Here is an 18,006-nt window from a genome sequence, read left to right on the forward strand (position 1 = left end):
CGGTAAAACACAGGAATGATACCACTTAGTTATATGCCTTATCTAAACCTTTCATGGAACTGCCAGCTATTCCACACCCCTACTACACGACGAAGCGCCCCGGCCGAATGTGGCCGGGGCGGTGGAGTCGTCGCTAAGCAAACGCGCTACTGAATCTCAGACGGCTCCTTGCGTGCCGGGTACACGGTCGGGCGCACACCCGCAATGTCCTCAACAACGCGAACCACCTGGTGGGAGTAGCCGTACTCGTTGTCGTACCAGACGTAGAGCACGAGGTGGTTGCCGGAAGCAATCGTGGCCAGACCATCAACCACGGATGCGTGGGAGGTACCAAGCAGGTCCGTGGACACAACCTCCGGCGAGTTGATGTAGTCGAGCTGCTGGCGCAGGTTGGAGTGGGTGGACACGCGACGCAGGAAGGTGTTCACCTCGTCCTTTTCAACGTCCTTCTCCAGGTCCAGGTTCAGCACAGCCATGGACACGTCCGGGGTTGGCACGCGGATGGCGTTGCCGGTGAGCTTGCCCTCAAACTCCGGCAGGGCCTTAGACACGGCCTTCGCCGCACCGGTCTCGGTGAGCACCATGTTCAGGCCCGCTGCGCGGCCGCGACGGTTGCCCTTGTGGAAGTTGTCGGCCAGGTTCTGGTCGTTGGTGTACGCGTGAACCGTCTCAACGTGACCGTGCTTGACGCCGTAGCGGTCGTTGATCACCTTCAGCACCGGGGTGATGCCGTTGGTGGTGCAGGACGCTGCGGACAGGATGCGCTCGTCGCCGATCATGTCCTGGTTGATGCCGTAGACAATGTTCGGGATGTCGCCCTTGCCCGGCGCGGTAAGCAGCACGCGGTCCACACCCTTGGACTGCAGGTGCTGGGACAGGCCCTCGCGGTCGCGCCACACGCCAGTGTTATCGACGACGATGGCGTTATTGATGCCGTACGCCGTGTAGTCGATCTCGGCCGGGTCGTTGGCGTAGATCATCTGGATCGGGGTGCCGTTGGCCCAGATGATTTCCTTCTCCTCATCCACGGTGATCGTGCCGTTGAACGGGCCGTGGACGGAGTCGCGGCGCAGCAGGGATGCGCGCTTGATGATGTCGATGTCCCCCTTCTTACGCACCACCACCGCACGCAGGCGCACGCCGCCGTACATTGCCTCACGCGCGATCAGGATGCGGGCGAGCAGACGGCCAATTCGGCCGAAGCCGTAGAGCACAACGTCGCGTGCATCGAGCTCGGAGGAGGTACCGATGACGTCAGCGAGCTGCGCATCCAGGAAGGTACGCAGATCCTTCTCGTCGGAGTACTTGAACTCCTTGGCCAGGCGGCCGAGGTCGATCGAAGCGGTGCCGAGATCCATCTCCACGAGCTCGCGCAGGATCGGGAGCGTCTCGTCGAGGGCGAGCTCCTTTTCGTCGATACGACGCGCGTAGCGGTGTGCCTTGATGATCTCGATGTCGGTCACACCCACCAGCAGGCGGCCGTAAACCGAGGTGACCGCGTTATGTTCGCGGTGCAGGCGGCTGATCAGCGGCAGCATCTCCTGGGCAAGGGTGAGCTTGTGGTTCCAGTCGTCGCGGGGGTTTGTGGTTTCGGTCAACGTTGCTCCTTCAGCGTGTTGGATTCGGGGGCAATTTCAGCCCCACACCGCCATTTACTTTAGCGCAGGACAGCGCGATACTTGGAGGGGTCCGCCTCGGGGGCAAACTTGGGGGCCTGATCCTTATCGACGAGCACCGCACGCACCCCTTCCGCAAAGTCCGGCTCACGCACCATCACCGCGCCCAGGCGGCGCTCGTTGTCCAGCGCGCCGGCCAGATCCTGTGATGCGTTGGCTGCGATGAGTTCCGCCGCCGCCACGAGCGACGACGGGGACGCCTGCTTGGTCAATTCCTGCACCTTCTCGCCGAACTCGCCGTCAAGGCGCTCGCGGATCTCGGCCCAGGAGCCGGTGAAGGTGGCCTCGATGTCCTCGTACAGTGCCTCGAGCTGCGATTCTCCTTGCTCCAACCCGATCTCGTCGAGGTAGCCGGGCCCGTGCTCCACGATCCCGTCAAGCACTCCCTCGAGCGAGGCAACCTTGTGCGTCGCCAGACCGGTGGCGAGCATGTCATCGGGGGTAAGCCGATACCCCGTCAGCGCCAAAAACGCGCCGAGCGCTTGCGAGGGGCGCTTTGGCAGGTTCTGCAACAGCCACGACATGCCCACATCCGTGATGTAGCCGATGTTCATCTCCGGCATGGACGCAAACGCATCCTCGGTGACCACCATGTGCGAGCCGTGCGCCGACACACCCATGCCACCGCCCATGATCACGCCGTTGCACAGCGCGATGTACGGCTTGGGGTAGTTCGCAATGTCCAAGTTCATGGCGTACTCGTCTGCGAAAAACGTATCGACCTCATCCAGGCGTCCCTCGAGGACACCGTCGCGCGCGGCACGGACGTCGCCGCCGGAGCAAAAGTGTTTGCCAGAGGACTGGATGACAACTTGGGTGACGGTGTCGTCGTCACGCCACTGCTTCAGGATCTCGTCGATGGCGCGTGCCATCTCCGGGTTCAGAGAATTCAGGGCCTTGGGGCGGTCGAGGGTGATCACCCCGGTCGTGCCGCGTACTTCGGTCTTCACAAACTCAGTCATGCCGCCCAGTGTTCCACATCACACCGGTATGGTGTGGGCAATGCAGACGCCACGACTGATCGCACTCGACATGGACGGCACCCTCCTCACCCCGGAAGGCCAGGTACCTGAGCGCTTTTGGCAGCTTTACGACGACGCCACCGCCCAGTCCGTCACCATCACCCCCGCCTCCGGCCGCCAACTGGCAACACTGCAACGCATGTTCCCCGCATGCGAGACGTTCATCGCCGAAAACGGCGCGGTGGTGTGGCACGCCGGCGAAGTTGTCTCCACCACCGCCCTGTCCGCGGACGCCGCGCGCAACTTGATCGCAGCGCTACCCGACGCTCCTTTTCCCGCCCACACCGTCATCTGCGCCCCGGAAGTAGCCGCCACCCTCCCGCTGCCGCCAGCAATCGACGCGGAGGTGGACAAGTACTACGCCTCCCGCACTACGCTGTCGGCGCTCGGCGACCACCCCAGCCCCGTGGTCAAGATCGCCCTCTACGTTGAAACCGACGCCGAACGCGACGCCCTGCCCTGGGTCCGCGAACACGCCCCCGACCTGCGCGCAGTGGTCAGCGGCAAGCACTGGCTGGACATCATGCACCCCGATGCCGACAAGGGCCACGCGTTCGAAGCGCTCGCCGGCACGCTGGACATCCCCCTTGCACAGACGGCGGCATTCGGCGACTTCCTCAACGACCTCGGCATGCTCCGCGCCGCCGGCCACGCGGTAGCGATGGACAACGCGCACCCCGACCTCAAAGCGATCGCGGATGAGGTGATTGGGACGAATGGGGACGAGGCGGTCGTCGATAAGCTTGCGCAATGGCTGCAATGATCGACTTCACCCAACCCGCCGACGTCGTCGCACCGCAGTTGCTAGGGTGCCTGATCACCCACAACGGGGTAACCGTGCGCCTGACCGAAATCGAGGCATACCTCGGCGCTGAAGACCCCGCCGCCCACACGCACAGGGGCAAAACCGCCCGCAACGCCGCCATGTTCGGCCCACCCGGCAGGCTGTACGTCTACCTCTCCTACGGCATCCACCACAACGGCAACATCGTCTGCGCGCCCGAAGGCATCGGCCAAGGCTGCCTCATGCGTGGCGGCGAAATCGTCGCCGGCGAAGCACTCGCCCGCCAGCGACGCCAACGCCCCGACCGCGCGTTGATCCCGTTTGAAAACCTCGCCCGCGGGCCAGGCAACCTCGGCCAAACACTCGCACTGGGGTTAGGCGACAACGGCACCCCCATTCACCTCACCCCGCGCGATGCGGAACCCGAATGGGTCGCAGGACCCCGCATCGGGATCAGCAAAAACAAAGACGCCCCGTGGCGGTTCTGGATCCCCGGCGACAAGACCGTATCCACACCACGCGGGCGCCCGAAGCGGATCAACCTTTTGGGTGATTGATTGAAGGTTAGGCTTACCTATATTCTCAATCTGCAACTAAGGGTAACCTACCCTTCATTCCTAGATTGGAGAAGCAGATGACCATGGCCGCCCCCACTGACCAGCGACTGTCGGCCGCACTCAAAGACCAGACTGCCACTGCGCACTCCAGCGCCGAGAATTCCCCCTTCATGTCGAGCCTTGGAAAAGGCGAGCTGGACCGGGCAGCCGTAGCAGAGCTGACAGTGCAGTACTTCCACATCTATTCGGCACTCGAAGATGCGGTGCGCCGCGCCGCTTCCCACCCCGCGGTGGCGCAGATCGCCGACGAGCGCCTCGAGCGCGTGCCCGCCCTCGAAGCCGATCTCACCGCCATGCTCGGTGCCGGCTGGAAGGAAACCACCGCCCCACTCGATGCCACGAGGCGCTACGTTGCCGAACTCGAGGCGCTCACCCCGGACTCCGGCCCGGAAGTCATCGCCCACCACTACGTACGCTACCTCGGCGACATTGCCGGCGGACAGGTGCTCGCACGCGTGTTCCAGAATGCGTACGCGCTGCCCGACGAGGCATTGCACTTCTACAACTTCTCCGCGGTAGGCAAGATCCCACACTACCGCGCGCACTACAAGGAGGCGCTCGACGCGATGCAGCTTAACGACGAAGAGCGCGCACGAATCATCTCCACCGCCCAGCACGTTTTCGCCCTGAACCAGGCAGTGTTCCAGGACCTTTCGATCCACGCCGGCTAGGCCGAGGCTCCTTAACGCCTGTCAACGTAAGCGATCGCACCCCAGATCGCCCCAGCCGCCACGAACGCAGTGAGCACTCCGCCGGTGAGCGTGAACTGCGCAGGCACCAGAAACAGCACTAGCACTGCCAAGCAAACAATCAACCCCCAAGCCACCGCGAGGACGATCCCCGCGCGTTTGCCCAGTCGAGCACCGGCATCGCGGCCCTTATGCGAGGGCAGTGACGAAAGCCCGAGAACCGCAGCCACCAACGCCACGCTCGCAGGGAACGCCACCCAGATGCTTCCGGTACCCGCCCCAAACGCGATCACACCTGTGATCAAGGCGATCAGGGCGCGCTCCCAGGTGACGAAGTGCACAGCGCCGCCTTCATATGTGCGCGGCAATCGCACACCGACAGGTCGAATGAGTTTGGTAGCAGGTCCCGTCTGTTGCGCCATCACGACAACCCCTTTCAACATTATGCAAACCTAACCTTACTTAGGTAAGGTTAGCCTACCTACTTTTTGCTATTTCGCACCTCGAGGCAACCATGAATGTTCGCACCCACCTCGGCGCAGTCGCTTGCGCGAGTCTGATCGGCTTTACCGCCACCATGTTCGGCGCCGCGCCTGCGCTTCTTCCTCTCGCGGCGGCCGAAGAGTCTGCCAGCACACACCGCAGTGTCTCAGCGGGAACCATGCAATGGGGGGTGCGCGAATCGTTCAGAAAATACATCGAAGGTCCCATAGCCCACGGCAGCATTTCGGTCGGTGGCGGCGCACAGCGCTCAGGCGACGGTTTCACGTTCGACGCCAAATCCTCGGCACTGACTTCAGCCTCGGCCGGCGAAATCAGCTTCCAGGGTGAGGTCCATTTCACCGGGCACAACGGCGCGCTTGATATGACGCTGCGCAACCCCACAGTGGTGGTCAATGGCGCTCAAGCCGAACTGCGGGTGGATTACGCTTCACGGAAGTACGAGGGCATGAACTCGACCGGCCCGGTGCGCGAAGGCACCCAAGAGCTGCTCGCCACCATCGCGCTCAACGCCGCCCCGGATTTCTCCGCACAAACAACGACCATCGCAGGCCCCACCTCCCTCACCACAACCGGTGCGGAGATCTTCGGTGGCTTCTACGAGGTGGGCGCTCCACTCGACCCGGTCACAATTGAGCTATCGCTTAACGACGCCTCCGGCCCCGCCCCACAGCCCAAAGAGGGCGGCGGCACCTCCGGCGCAAAGAGATCGGGCGCCACCTCCGGCCCGGCCCGCCTCCTCGGCGAGATCAACGACACCCTGGAAGAACTCAACGCGATGTTCGCCAACACTGAGACACTGCTGCGCAGCGGTGAGTCACTGCATCGCCGGGTACTTCCGACGCAGGAAGGCACGAGCCCTGCACCAGCGGCCAACAGCGGCGCCCCCACGTCCAATGCCCCCCGAACGGGAGGAACCTCCAACGCAACGAACAGTCCAGCGAACGTCAACCCTGGCTCCGTCCCCGCGACACCAGCCGGCGCGCCGAAGGTGAGTGGCGGCACGAACACCGGTAATGCAGCAAAACCCACTGGTGCGGCACCTGCGGGTGGCGCCAGCGACAGCGGGATCTGTGACTCGAGCGCGTCTCGCGGGATTGTCAGTTCCGAGGCCCAGTGGGGCATTCGCCAATCTTTCCGCACGTACATCCGCGGCAACATCGCGAAAGGACGCTGGGAACTCAAAGGCGTCGGCGACGACGGCAACGCGTTCACGTTCTCCGGCAATTCCGGCGCGGTGGACACTGCCGCACGCTCCGGTTCCATCCTCTACCCCGGCACCATCCATTTCACCGGCCACGAAGGGGTGTTAGACACCCGCTTTTCCAATATGGAGATCCAGTTCAGTGGCGATTCGGGCCAAATCGTCATCAATGTTTCGTCGAATAGCACTGATGGCAAGGCGAATGATTTCGGCCGCATCGCGATCGCCAACTTATCCTTCAGCGAGCTGAGCGTTTCCGATTCCGCGGTGTCCGGCTCCGCGCAGGCGACGCTCACCCAAGTCGGCGCGGAGGCGTTCGGCCAGTTCTACCCCGCTGGGGCCCCACTCGACCCAGTGAGTTTCAGCGCTCGCCTCGGCAACACGGCGAACTGCCGCGAGGGGCAGGGTGGGGCCTCCTCGGAGTCGTCGACAGGCAAAGGCGGAACCGCAGGTGACGCTGCGGCGCTGAAGCGCGGCGGCACGGCAGGAGCCCAAGCGAAGCTGAACTCAGGGACGACCCCCGAAAACGCAAAAGGCAGCGTGTTCGACGAGGTAGAAGGTACAGATGCCGTGGAATCCGCCAAACAGCCCGAAGGCGGAAAGTTCCAGATCAAAAACTCCGCGGCAGGCGACGGCGCCGGCAGCGGAGGCTGGGACGACTCAACGGTGGCCAAACTCCTGCTTCTGGTGGCCTCGCTGCTCGGCGCCGGTGGCGCGCTGACCAGGTTTATTGCGACCGGATAAAACCGGATAGAAAAGGAAACTCTCAATGAAGCTTTGGAAAACACCCCTCGCCTGCGCGGTCGCGGCGGCCGTGGGTCTGTCGCTTGGAGGTTGCGCCAGCTGGGACAACCCCGTGCAAACCGAACAAAAGGCGCTTTCGCAGTCGCTCGCAACCGGAGCCGACCCGCACCAGGCTGAGGGCGTCGCGATGGTATCGGAGATTTCCGAGGTAGAACCCGTCGAAGCGGAGCGCGAAACTGCGCTGCCCGTCGAACTCACTGACGCCGACGGCCACGACGTCACGGTTACCGACACCTCCCGCATCCTCGCGCTCGACCTCTACGGCACCTACACAAAGACGCTCCGCGGTATCGGGTTGGCGGACAACATTGTCGGTCGCACGGTCAGCTCCGCGGAACCCTCGCTTTCTGACCTTCCCGTGGTCACCGAAAACGGTCACTCACTAAACGTGGAGGCAATACTGAACTTGCGCCCGACGTTGGTCATCGTGGATCACTCCGTCGGTCCGAGCGAGGCCATCGACCAAATCCGCGCGGCGGGCGTGACCACCGTCGTCATGGAGCCGAAACGGACCATGGCATCAATGGGAGAGGACATCATGAACGTGGCCTCCGTCGTCGGGGAGCCAGAAGCGGGCAAACTCCTCGCGGAACGAAGTGAAAAAGAGGTGCAGCAAGCTCTCGAAGCGATCAAACAGGTCGTCCCGAAACAGCCGCTGCGCATGTCATTCCTGTACGCGCGCGGGACCGGCGGCGTGTTCTACCTGCTCGGCGGCGAAGACGGCACCAAGGACCTCATCGAGGCGCTCGGCGGCGTCGACGTGAACACTGAAAACGGCATCGGCAACGCTTCCCCCGCCAGCCCCGAAGCGCTCGCCCAGGTCAATCCGGAGGTGTTCGTCATGATGAACGGCGGGCTGCAATCCACCGGCGATATCGAGGGCCTGCTTCAACGACCCGGTGTCGCACAGACGACCGCCGGCCAGCACAAGCGCGTGCTTTCACTTCCCGACGGCGACTCGCTTGCGTTCGGCCCCCAAACCGGGGAACTTCTGCTGCGCGCAGCCCACGCCCTGTACGGGGAGGGGCAGTGACATCTTCCGCCGAGGTGTTTCACGCCCGCCGCCGCGGCCGTGTGGCGCTGTTCACGACCGTCAGTGTGCTGCTGGTGGCGACAGCCATCGGCTCGATCATGGTTGGACAGTTCGAGCTTTCGGTCCGTGAGCTGTGGCCGATTCTCCAGGCCGGCCCGCTGTCTGCAACCTCTCTGGAAGCGTCCGTGATCTGGCAGATCCGACTCCCCCGCCTGGTGCTCGGTCTGTTCGTCGGTGCCGCGCTGGGCGTCAGCGGGGCGCTCATGCAGGCAGTCTTCGCCAACCCGCTCGCGGAGCCGAGCGTGATCGGCGTGAGCACCGGCGCGGGCGTCGGGGCCGCCGTCGCGCTCGTCTTCGGGCTCACCACTTTCGGCACGATGACGGTGCCCGTCCTTGCCTTTATATCTGGGACCCTTGCAACCGCGGTGGTGTACTTCCTCTCACGAGTCGGCGGCAAGGTTCGCGTGCTCAACCTGATCTTGGTGGGTATCGCGGCCAACGCTATCTGCGGTGCCATTATTTCAGTGCTCACTTTTATGGCCCCCACGACCGCGCGAGAGCAAATCATCTTTTGGCAGATGGGCACTCTCTCGGGCGCGAACTGGGCGCAAACGGGCGCAGTGACAGGCGTGGTCATCGTGTCACTGACGCTGGCGATGCTGTTAGGCAGCAAGTTCGACCTTCTCGCACTCGGCGACCAGGCCGCCTACCACGTCGGGCTCAATGTCACACGCCTGCGAATGGCGGCGATCGTGCTGTCGACGCTGCTCACCGCTGCCGCTGTCTCGTTTGCGGGACTGATCGGGTTTGTGGGTCTTGTGGTGCCGCACATCGTGCGCACTGCGGTAGGCCCTTCCAATAAGGTGCTGCTCCCCGCTTCAGCTCTCGGTGGGGCACTTTTGATCGGTGCCGGCGACATTCTCGCCCGCACAATCATCCCCTTTGCAGACCTACCGATTGGCATATTTACCGCGCTGATCGGTGGGCCAACATTCTTCTTGCTGTTGCGGCAAATGATACGAAAGAACCACCAGATATGAGTGTTACCGCACGTGGCGTCACTGTGCAGAAGCAAAACCGCACTATTCTTAACCAAGTCGACCTGCACGCAACCGCCGGCCAGGTCACCGGGCTTATCGGACCCAACGGAGCCGGAAAGTCGACCCTGCTGTCGGCCTTGGCGGGTGACATTCAGCTCGCGCACGGAGTGGTCGAGGTGGCGGGCAAGGATGCGTCGGAAAGCACAGCCTCCGAACTCGCGCGCACGCGCGCTGTCATGCTCCAAGACGTCAGCGTGGCGTTTTCCTTCCTCGTGCGCGATGTCGTCGAAATGGGCCGCCACCCCTGGGGCCGTGGGCCGGACGATGCGGCGATCGTGGATGCGGCGCTCGACGCGACGGGGATCACCCACCTACAGGACCGCGAGATTGTGACGCTGTCCGGCGGAGAGCGAGCCCGCGCAGCCTTCGCGCGGGTGCTCACGCAGCAAACGCAGGTCGTGCTTCTCGACGAACCAACGGCAGCCATGGACGTTCACTTCCAAGAACAAACGATGGGAGCCGTTCGCGCGCTTGCGCGTCGCGGTGTGACAGTCATCGTCGTGTTGCACGACCTACAGCTCGCGGCGCGATATTGCGACCGCGTCGTGTGCCTTAAGGCGGGCGAGATTACAGCGGCAGGCACCGTTGACGAAGTGTACAACGACGCGATTCTCAGCTCCGTCTACGACTGGCCCATCACCGTGTTGCGAAGCAGTGGGCGGATCCTAGTGGCCCCCGACGAGGCGGGTGAACCCGTCTCCGGACTCTGGTGTCCAGCCCCAGCTCCCCCCACCCCTTGAAAAAGTTAGGGATACCTTGCTAAGGTTAGCCTACCCTATCCCATCGGTGCGATGTTACATCCACCACACCAACTCACCGAAAGGCTTCATCAATGTCCCGCACCACCACCCTCGCGGCCATCACCGCCACGGCCATGATCTCGACTGCATTCGCCACCCCCGCTGCCTTCGCGGATGCGCCAACCATCGAGTCGGGAAATGCGCACTGGAACATCAAGGAATCGTTCCTGCGCTACGTGCAATCCCCGTTCGTCGCCAGCACCATCACAACCACGGAAGGCGCGGAGAAGGTGCTTCGCGACGGCAAGCTTGCTGACTTCGCACTTCCGGTCAATGCCGCCGACTCCGCCCTCGATGCCAACGGCAACGGCACCATTGACCTCGACGGCGCCATTTCGATCGAGGGCCACCACGGCGCTATGGACATCAAGATGTCCGACTTCAAGATTGTGGTCAACGGCACGAAGGGCGTCCTGCAGGCGGATTACGTGCGCAAGGGCGCAATGCCGGGCTCTGAGCCCACCACCGCCACCGGAGACGACAAGCCGATCGCAGAGTTCGAGGTCACAGATGCGCTGAAGCCCGGCAAGGACAACAAGTTGTCTGCGACGTTCACCCCGACCAAGCTGACCGAGTTCGGCGTCGACATCTTCGGCTCGAGCTACGAAGTCGGCAAGCCATTGGATGACTCGAAAGTCGCCGTCAACCTCGCATTCAAGGCCCCGAAGAAGGAGCCGAAGCCGACCGACCCGAAGCCGACCGACCCGAAGCCGACTGACCCGAAGCCGACCGATGAGGACGGCTCGAGCACCGGCGCAATCGTCGGCATTGTCATGGCGGTTATCGCAGTGCTGGGCGGCCTGGGCTTTGCGGCGACTCAGCCTTCGGTCCAGAAGCTGATTAACCAGTTCATGGGCAAGTAGCGTCCATGTACAAGGCGCGATTGTCCACCGCGGTGGCGGTGGCGCTATTGCTTTGCTCCCCCGCCGTCGCCGAAGGCCAAACTGCGGAGGAAGACACTTTCACGGAGATTTCCTCGACAGACGACGGCTCGCCGGCTACGCAAGCCACGCGGGCAATCGCACTGGCGATGGCTTTCACCGGTTTAGGGTTCGCGCTCAGCGCCCTCATACAGGGGGCCGCGTCAATCCTCGGCATCAAGCCTCCACAACTGCCCCAACTGGTGCGTTAAACACTGCTTCAAGAGCCCCGTCGTCCGGCGGGGCCCTCATTTGATTCGAAAAGGATTCGCCTCAATGCTCATCTCCCGAAACGCCGCTGCGGCGGGGTTCTCCGCGCTTATATTCGCCACTGCGCTGGCAATTCCTGCCGCCGCCGAAAGCTCCTCTGCTGAGCCCGCCGAGGTTGGCGGCGAATTTGTGTGGCCCATTTCCACCGGTTTTCTGAATCAGGCCGTCATTAAAGGTCAAGGTCGCGTGCTCACAGGCGGGGGCGCGACGTGGAACCAGGAAGCGCTTGAATTCTCCTTCCCGGTCACCTCCGCGACGCGGACCGGAAAGACGTGGACATTCGCGCTCGACGGCTCAGCGCAGGTACAGGGATACAAGAATGCGGGTGGCTACGACGGCTGGGCCGTAGATGTAAAATACTCGGACCTCAAGCTGAAGGTGGAGGGAAAAAACGCCACTTTGTACGGCGATTACCTCCTCGCCGGGGTCGCGAACAAGACGTACAAGCCAGTCGGTGCCAAGGGGGACGACGAGCCGCTGGTCACCTTCACACTCGGCAGCGAGATCACCCCGCCGAAACGAGTGACAGAGCACAACCGGACAACGGTGTCGGATACCGGCATGGAGAAGTCCCTCAGGCACTACCCGAAGGGCACGTTGCTAAAAGACTCTGAAGTGGATCTCAACGTGACATTCGGGGCGACTGCTCTCAGCCCTGGGGCGATCGCGGGCATCGCCGTGGGCGTGCTCGCCGTACTTGGCGGTCTCGCCTACGCATCAACCCTTACCCCGGTCCGGGCGCTCCTTGCGCAGTGGCTGCCCCGGTAACTACTTTCTCTTTTTCTTCTTGCTGCCCTTGCCCACTTTGCGCTTCTCCAACTTGGCGGCGACATCGGGCACGTAGCGGAACTCGTCGCGAGGCGGACGCTCATAGTCCGTGATCGCCGGACGCTCGGGAATCTCTGGGAGGTCAGGCTCAATATGCTCATACGGAATCGTCGACAGCAAGTGCGAAATGACATTGATGCGAGACCGCTTCTTGTCCTCGCTCTCCACCGTGTACCACGGCGCCGCCGGAATATCGGTGTGGACAAACATCTCGTCCTTCGCGCGGGAGTACTCCTCCCACTTCGTAATGGACTCCAGATCCATCGGCGAAAGCTTCCACTGACGCAACGGATCCTCACGACGGGACTGGAAACGCTTGTACTGCTCCTCATCCGAAACGGAGAACCAGTACTTGCGCAGCATGATGCCGTCCTCAACCAGCAGGCGCTCAAAGATCGGCACCTGGTGCAGGAAGCGGCGGTACTCCTCAGAGGTGGCAAAGCCCATCACGCGCTCGACGCCGGCACGGTTGTACCAGGAACGGTCAAAGATGACGATCTCGCCTGCCGTCGGCAGCTTCTCCACATAGCGCTGGAAGTACCACTGACCCGCCTCGCGGTCCGTCGGCTTCGGCAGCGCCTCCACACGGCACTGACGCGGGTTGAGGTACTGGGTGATGCGCTTAATTGCGGAGCCCTTGCCCGCAGCGTCACGCCCCTCCATAATGATCACAACACGCTCGCCGTTTTCGACGACCCACTGCTGCATCGCAACCAACTCAGCCTGGAGGCGCAGCAACTCCTGCTCATAGGCATCACGGGACAACTTCGGCGGCTTTTTAGCTTGGCTCATAGGTATAACCGTACTCACAGACAAAAACGACACAACAATTATCTCGCGAGGGAAGACATTGTTGAACAATCTATGGGCTATACTTCTCCCGAAACCTTTTCAATACCGTACCGGGTCACTCAAAAAGTCCCGGTAACGCTGACCTAAACGGATGCCATGCTTGCACATAACGTTTCCGCCGAAGTTCGCAGAGCGATTTCGCGCGGTGAGTTTATCCCCGGACAGAAGCTCAACGAGGTGGCCCTCGCTGACCGCTTCGGGGTATCTCGCAATACGCTGCGCGAAGCCTTCGCAATGTTGACCGCTGAAGGCCTGGTCGAGCGCATCCCCAACCGCGGTGTGTTCCTCGCGACCCCAACAGCGGAATTCATCACCGACACCTTCCGCGCACGTGCAGCAATCGAACCTGCTGCACTGCTATGGGGTACCGACCTGGACGTCGACCGCCTCGAGGAGCTCAACGCCGAAGGCCGCACCGCAATTGAGGAACAGGACGACGACCTGTTCATCGCTGTGAACCAGGCATTCCACCACGTCGTACTGTCCTCGATGGGTTCAAAAACCCTCGGCGACACCATGGACCAGCTCGACGCCTTCCTCCGCCTGGCCACCCTCCCGATTCTGGAGAAGGATCCCTCATTCAACCGCCGTTTCATCGGCATTAATGAGCACATCGTGGAGCTGCTGCGTGCCGACGATCGCCAGGGCGCATCCGACTACCTCCAGCACCAACTGATTGAGCTAAGCACTGAAATCATCGAGATGATCGAGAAAATCAACAGCGGGCAGCTCATCTAGCCCCGCACCCCCCTTATGTTCGGGGTCACACTCGAACAGCGGTATAACTGGGGTCATGCATATAGACCTCAACGCCGACCTCGGTGAAACGACTGCGGGCAACCCGGTCGCAGACGATGCGGCGATGCTGCAGATGGTCTCCAGCGCAAACGTTGCGACCGGCTTCCACGCTGGAGACCCCCACTCCATAGCCGGAACGCTCAAAGACGCCGCAGCACATAACGTCACACTCGGCGCACACGTGGCCTACAACGACCCCGTCGGTTTCGGCCGCCGATTCATGGACTACACCCCGGCCGAACTCGCCGACGAAACCCTCTACCAAATCGGCGCCCTCGACGCGCTTGCCCGCGTCCACGGCATGCGCGTGCGCTACGTCAAACCACACGGCGCGCTGTACAACACCATCGTCCACCACAAGGCCCACGCCAAAGCCGTCATCGACGGCATCAAAGCTTTCAGCCCCGACCTGGCCGTCATGCTGCTGCCAGGTGGTGTTGCAGTCGACATCGCAGAAAAAGCCGGCATGCGCGTCATCCGCGAAGCGTTCGCCGACCGCGGCTACAACCCCGACGGCACGCTGGTATCGCGCCGCGAACCCAACGCCGTCCTGCACGACCCAGCCGCCGTCGCCGAACGCGTCCTCCAGGTCGCCTCCACCGGCTCCGTCACCGCCATCGACGGCACCGAAGTCAAAGTGCAGGCCGAATCCGTCTGCGTCCACGGCGACTCCCCAGGCTCGGTCGAGCTGACACGCAGTGTCGTCGCTAAGCTTCGCGACGAAAACATCACGATCGCGAGCGTCCTATGACCCTCAGCATCAAACGGGTCGGCACCCGCGGCCTCATCGTCGACCTGCCCGACCTGGCCACGGTGATGAACTACTACGCCGCACTCACCGCAAGCCCGCTCGACCACCAAACCGACGTCGTTGCAGCCGCACGCACCGTACTGCTTACCTTCGACTCGCCCACCGCGACCACCAAGGCAATCGACACGCTGCAGACCTACAGTCCCGCAGCCGCAGAACACACCGAACCGCGCGACATCGCCATCGACGTGCTCTACAACGGCGAAGACCTCGCCCCGCTGGCGGAATCGCTCGGCATGAGCACCCACGAACTCATCGACTGGCACACCTCCACCACCTGGGTCGCAGCCTTCGGCGGATTCGCCCCAGGCTTCACCTACTGCGTCCCCGAAGACGCCACCCGCGCCCTGAGCATCCCGCGCCGCGACACCCCACGCACCGCCGTGCCCGCAGGCGCCGTAGCCCTGGCCGGAGAATTCTCCGCCGCCTACCCACGCACCTCCCCCGGCGGCTGGCAACTCATCGGCACCACCAACACCCCAATGTGGGACTCAACCGCCACCCCGCCCGCCCTCGTCGCCCCCGGCGACCGTGTGCACTACAGAGCAGTCGACGCACTTAACGACGACACCACCCTCGCCCGCCACCACCTCGCCACCCCACCACGCCGCCCCGTCTTCACACTCGACGACGCCGGGCTGCAAACCCTCTACCAAGACCTCGGCCGCCAAGGCAACGGCAACCTCGGCGTGACCACCTCCGGCTCCGCCGACCGCGCCTCCGCCCGCACCGCCAACGCAGCCGTAGGCAACAAACGCAACGCCACCCTGCTCGAAAACATCGGCGGGCTCACCATGACCGCACTGACCGAAACCGTCATCTGCGTCACCGGTGCCGACACGGACGTCACCGTCGGCGGAAGGCCCGTACTGCTGGCAACGCCGACGATTGTCCCGGCGGGTGCTGAGGTCGTCGTCAAGCAAGCGCGCCTCGGGTTCCGCACCTACATCGCAGTGCGCGGCGGGCTCATCGCCGACACCGAACTCAACTCCGCCGCAACCGACATGCTCTCCGGCCTCGGACCCAAACCACTCCACAGCGGCGACACCATCGCCATGTCCCTAGCCAAACCACAATCCGCCAACTCACTACTCACCAACCCCCTGCGCGTCCAACGCGACGGAGCAGACGTCATCGGGACCGTACGCTGCGTCCTCGGCCCCCGCGACGACTGGTTCAGCAACGACGCCGTCGAACGCTTCTTCAACACCACATTCACCGTCACCGCCGACTCCAACCGCGTCGGCCTCCGACTCGAATCCGACGTCCCCCTCACACGCGAACGCGAAGGCGAACTCCCCAGCGAAGGCATGGTCGCAGGCTCCATCCAAATCCCACCCTCTGGCCAACCCGTCCTGTTCCTCCGCGACCACGCCGTCACCGGCGGATACCCCGTCATGGCCACCGTGATCAACGAAGACGTCGACATCGCCGCCCAACTCCCACCCGGCGCCAAACTCCGCTTCGAACGCTTTTCCCTCTAACGCACTTACGCCCCAGTTAGGACCCTGTAATGACTCTGAACGCAGTACTCATCGCCAACCGCGGAGAAATCGCCGTCCGCATCGCACGCACCGCACGCGACCTCGGCATCCGCTCCATCGCCGTCTACTCCGAACCCGACACCGGGGCACTCCACACCCAAGTCGCCGACGAGGCCTACCTCCTCCCCGGCAAAACCTCCGCCGAGACCTACATGAACATCCCGGCACTCATCGAAATCGCCCACCGCGCCGGCGCCGACTGCCTCCACCCCGGCTACGGATTCCTCTCCGAAAACGCCGACTTCGCCCGCACCGTCGAACAAGCCGGCCTCACCTGGATCGGCCCATCGCCCGACGCCATCGAACTGCTCGGTGACAAACTCTCCGCCCGCGCGCTTGCCGTCGAAGCCAACGCCCCACTCGCACCCGGCACCGGCGAACCGCTCGAAACCTGGGAACAAGCGCGCGACTTCGCCGAAGAACACGGCATGCCAATCGCCATCAAGGCTGCATTCGGCGGCGGCGGTCGCGGCCTGAAAGTTGTCTTCGACGAAGCCGACATCGAAGAGGGCTTCGCCTCCGCCGGACGTGAGGCACGCGAAGCGTTCGGCCGCGGCGAATGCTATGTGGAAAAGTTCCTCACCCACCCACGCCACGTCGAAGCGCAAGTGCTTGCCGACGCCCACGGCAACGTCGCCGTACTTGCCACCCGCGACTGCTCCACCCAGCGCCGCTTCCAAAAGCTCATTGAAGAAGCCCCCGCGCCATTCCTTACCGACGAGCAACGCAACGCCATCGAAGAAGGCGCACGCGAGATCATCCGCAAGGCCAACTATCAGTCGGCCGGCACCGTCGAATACATCGTCTCCGAGGACGGCACCGTGTCGTTTCTGGAGGTCAACACGCGCGTGCAGGTCGAGCACCCCGTCACCGAGGCCGTCACGGGCGTGGACATCATCGCCGAGCAGTTCCGCATCGCCGACGGGCTTCCCCTCTCCTTCGTCGACGGGGACTCGGTCGACCCACAGATCAACGGCCACGCCTTCGAATTCCGCATCAACGCCGAGGACGTGACCAACGGCTTCGCGCCGTCGCCCGGGACCGTGACGCGTTTCGACGTCCCCACCGGCCCCGGCGTACGCGTCGACACCGGCGTACTCACCGGTGGGCAGATCCCGCCCTACTACGACTCACTCATGGGCAAACTCATCGTCTGGGGCCCCAACCGCGACACCGCCCTGCGCCGCGCCGAACAATCCCTGTCCGAGTTCACCATCGAAGGCGTGCGCACCGTCATCCCGTTCCACCGCGACATGGTCGTCGCCCCGGAACTGACCGGCGACACCCTGGACGTCTACACCGACTGGGTGGACCACAACTACTCGCCGTCGCAGCGCCACAACAACGTGGACATCGAGCACATTTACGACGAACGTCGCAACGTCGTCGTCGAAATCGACGGCAAACTCCACACCATCGGCTTCCCCGTCGCCCTCCTCGGCACCGGCGGTGGCGCTGGCACGCCGACTGAAGCCTCCGCTGCACCCGCCGGCGACGCCGCAGGAGCTGTCACCACAAAGTACGAAGCCACCATCGTGGAGTGGCTCGTAGCTGACGGCGACGTCGTTGCCAAGGACGACCCAATTGCCACGATCGAGGCCATGAAGATGGAATCCCAAATCAAGGCAACCCGCGACGGCCAGATCTCGCTGACGGCTCAGCAGGGTGAGCGAGTCAAGGCGAACGCCACGATCGCGACGATCTCCTAGCCGAAGAGTTGGTCCATTGCCCCGCGGTTGGTGTTTTTCACCGG

The 18,006-nt window shown here is 63.3% G+C and carries 18 protein-coding genes; 14 read left to right on the forward strand and 4 right to left on the reverse strand.

Going from position 1 to position 18,006, the window contains the following annotated elements; genetic code table 11:
• Positions 1 to 146 precede the first annotated feature (146 nt).
• Entirely contained in the window at positions 147 to 1,538 is a 1,392-nt protein-coding gene (locus tag HMPREF3145_RS00165) for a glyceraldehyde-3-phosphate dehydrogenase (protein ID WP_141740756.1), read from the reverse strand.
• A gap of 119 nt (positions 1,539 to 1,657) precedes the next feature.
• On the reverse strand, positions 1,658 to 2,638 hold the full coding sequence (locus tag HMPREF3145_RS00170; protein WP_070421260.1) for a 3-hydroxyisobutyryl-CoA hydrolase: 981 nt from the start codon (positions 2,636 to 2,638) through the stop codon (positions 1,658 to 1,660).
• A gap of 40 nt (positions 2,639 to 2,678) precedes the next feature.
• Here HMPREF3145_RS00170 and HMPREF3145_RS00175 point away from each other — a divergent pair, with 40 nt between their 5' ends.
• The 3 genes from HMPREF3145_RS00175 to HMPREF3145_RS00185 all read left to right on the forward strand — a co-directional run bounded on the left by HMPREF3145_RS00175 (position 2,679) and on the right by HMPREF3145_RS00185 (position 4,770).
• On the forward strand, positions 2,679 to 3,461 hold the full coding sequence (locus HMPREF3145_RS00175) for an HAD family hydrolase (protein WP_070421261.1): 783 nt from the start codon (positions 2,679 to 2,681) through the stop codon (positions 3,459 to 3,461).
• Positions 3,458 to 4,039: a DNA-3-methyladenine glycosylase gene (locus HMPREF3145_RS00180; protein ID WP_070421276.1), complete on the forward strand. Its 582-nt coding sequence runs from the start codon at positions 3,458 to 3,460 to the stop codon at positions 4,037 to 4,039. The genes HMPREF3145_RS00175 and HMPREF3145_RS00180 overlap by 4 nt, the downstream gene beginning before the upstream one ends.
• 83 nt (positions 4,040 to 4,122) lie before the next feature.
• On the forward strand, positions 4,123 to 4,770 hold the full coding sequence (locus tag HMPREF3145_RS00185) for a biliverdin-producing heme oxygenase (RefSeq protein WP_070421277.1): 648 nt from the start codon (positions 4,123 to 4,125) through the stop codon (positions 4,768 to 4,770).
• A gap of 11 nt (positions 4,771 to 4,781) precedes the next feature.
• On the opposite strand, the gene HMPREF3145_RS00190 is transcribed toward HMPREF3145_RS00185, so the two are convergent.
• Complete coding sequence (locus tag HMPREF3145_RS00190; protein ID WP_070570903.1) at positions 4,782 to 5,210, reverse strand: hypothetical protein; 429 nt, start codon at positions 5,208 to 5,210, stop codon at positions 4,782 to 4,784.
• A 92-nt stretch (positions 5,211 to 5,302) separates the two neighbouring features.
• Between HMPREF3145_RS00190 and HMPREF3145_RS00195 the strand changes: the two genes are divergently transcribed.
• From HMPREF3145_RS00195 to HMPREF3145_RS00225, 7 genes are all read left to right on the forward strand, one after another.
• Positions 5,303 to 7,237, forward strand: coding sequence for an HtaA domain-containing protein (locus tag HMPREF3145_RS00195; protein ID WP_070421263.1), 1,935 nt, complete (start codon positions 5,303 to 5,305; stop codon positions 7,235 to 7,237).
• Between the two features lie 25 nt (positions 7,238 to 7,262).
• A complete protein-coding gene (locus tag HMPREF3145_RS00200) occupies positions 7,263 to 8,330 on the forward strand; it encodes a heme/hemin ABC transporter substrate-binding protein (RefSeq protein ID WP_070421264.1) in 1,068 nt (355 codons plus the stop codon).
• Positions 8,327 to 9,370 carry a FecCD family ABC transporter permease gene (locus HMPREF3145_RS00205; RefSeq protein WP_070421265.1) on the forward strand — a complete coding sequence of 348 codons (1,044 nt, stop codon included), beginning with the start codon at positions 8,327 to 8,329 and terminating at the stop codon, positions 9,368 to 9,370. Before HMPREF3145_RS00200 ends, HMPREF3145_RS00205 begins: the two co-directional genes overlap by 4 nt.
• Complete coding sequence (locus HMPREF3145_RS00210) at positions 9,367 to 10,170, forward strand: heme ABC transporter ATP-binding protein (RefSeq protein ID WP_070421266.1); 804 nt, start codon at positions 9,367 to 9,369, stop codon at positions 10,168 to 10,170. The genes HMPREF3145_RS00205 and HMPREF3145_RS00210 overlap by 4 nt, the downstream gene beginning before the upstream one ends.
• A gap of 92 nt (positions 10,171 to 10,262) precedes the next feature.
• Entirely contained in the window at positions 10,263 to 11,093 is an 831-nt protein-coding gene (locus HMPREF3145_RS00215) for an HtaA domain-containing protein (RefSeq protein WP_070421267.1), read from the forward strand.
• Positions 11,094 to 11,098: 5 nt separating this feature from the next.
• Entirely contained in the window at positions 11,099 to 11,362 is a 264-nt protein-coding gene (locus HMPREF3145_RS00220) for a hypothetical protein (RefSeq protein WP_070421268.1), read from the forward strand.
• A gap of 64 nt (positions 11,363 to 11,426) precedes the next feature.
• Positions 11,427 to 12,188 (forward strand): HtaA domain-containing protein, encoded by a 762-nt coding sequence (locus HMPREF3145_RS00225; protein ID WP_070421269.1) that lies wholly within the window; start codon positions 11,427 to 11,429, stop codon positions 12,186 to 12,188.
• Here HMPREF3145_RS00225 and ppk2 read toward each other — a convergent pair whose 3' ends face one another.
• On the reverse strand, positions 12,189 to 13,040 hold the full coding sequence (gene ppk2, locus HMPREF3145_RS00230) for a polyphosphate kinase 2 (RefSeq protein WP_070421270.1): 852 nt from the start codon (positions 13,038 to 13,040) through the stop codon (positions 12,189 to 12,191).
• Between the two features lie 156 nt (positions 13,041 to 13,196).
• On the opposite strand from ppk2, the gene HMPREF3145_RS00235 reads away from it, so the two are divergent.
• The 4 genes from HMPREF3145_RS00235 to HMPREF3145_RS00250 are packed head-to-tail and all read left to right on the forward strand — an operon-like array spanning position 13,197 to position 17,962.
• The gene (locus HMPREF3145_RS00235) at positions 13,197 to 13,838 is read left to right on the forward strand and encodes a GntR family transcriptional regulator (RefSeq protein WP_070421271.1); all 642 of its coding nucleotides are present in this window, start codon (positions 13,197 to 13,199) and stop codon (positions 13,836 to 13,838) included.
• A 55-nt stretch (positions 13,839 to 13,893) separates the two neighbouring features.
• Complete coding sequence (locus HMPREF3145_RS00240) at positions 13,894 to 14,649, forward strand: LamB/YcsF family protein (protein WP_070421272.1); 756 nt, start codon at positions 13,894 to 13,896, stop codon at positions 14,647 to 14,649.
• A complete protein-coding gene (locus tag HMPREF3145_RS00245; protein ID WP_070421273.1) occupies positions 14,646 to 16,193 on the forward strand; it encodes a 5-oxoprolinase subunit B/C family protein in 1,548 nt (515 codons plus the stop codon). Before HMPREF3145_RS00240 ends, HMPREF3145_RS00245 begins: the two co-directional genes overlap by 4 nt.
• A gap of 29 nt (positions 16,194 to 16,222) precedes the next feature.
• Positions 16,223 to 17,962 (forward strand): acetyl/propionyl/methylcrotonyl-CoA carboxylase subunit alpha, encoded by a 1,740-nt coding sequence (locus HMPREF3145_RS00250; RefSeq protein ID WP_070421274.1) that lies wholly within the window; start codon positions 16,223 to 16,225, stop codon positions 17,960 to 17,962.
• The last annotated feature ends 44 nt before the right edge of the window (positions 17,963 to 18,006 follow it).

The organism is Corynebacterium sp. HMSC05C01, from assembly GCF_001807155.1.
In the GTDB taxonomy this organism is placed as follows: domain Bacteria; phylum Actinomycetota; class Actinomycetes; order Mycobacteriales; family Mycobacteriaceae; genus Corynebacterium; species Corynebacterium coyleae.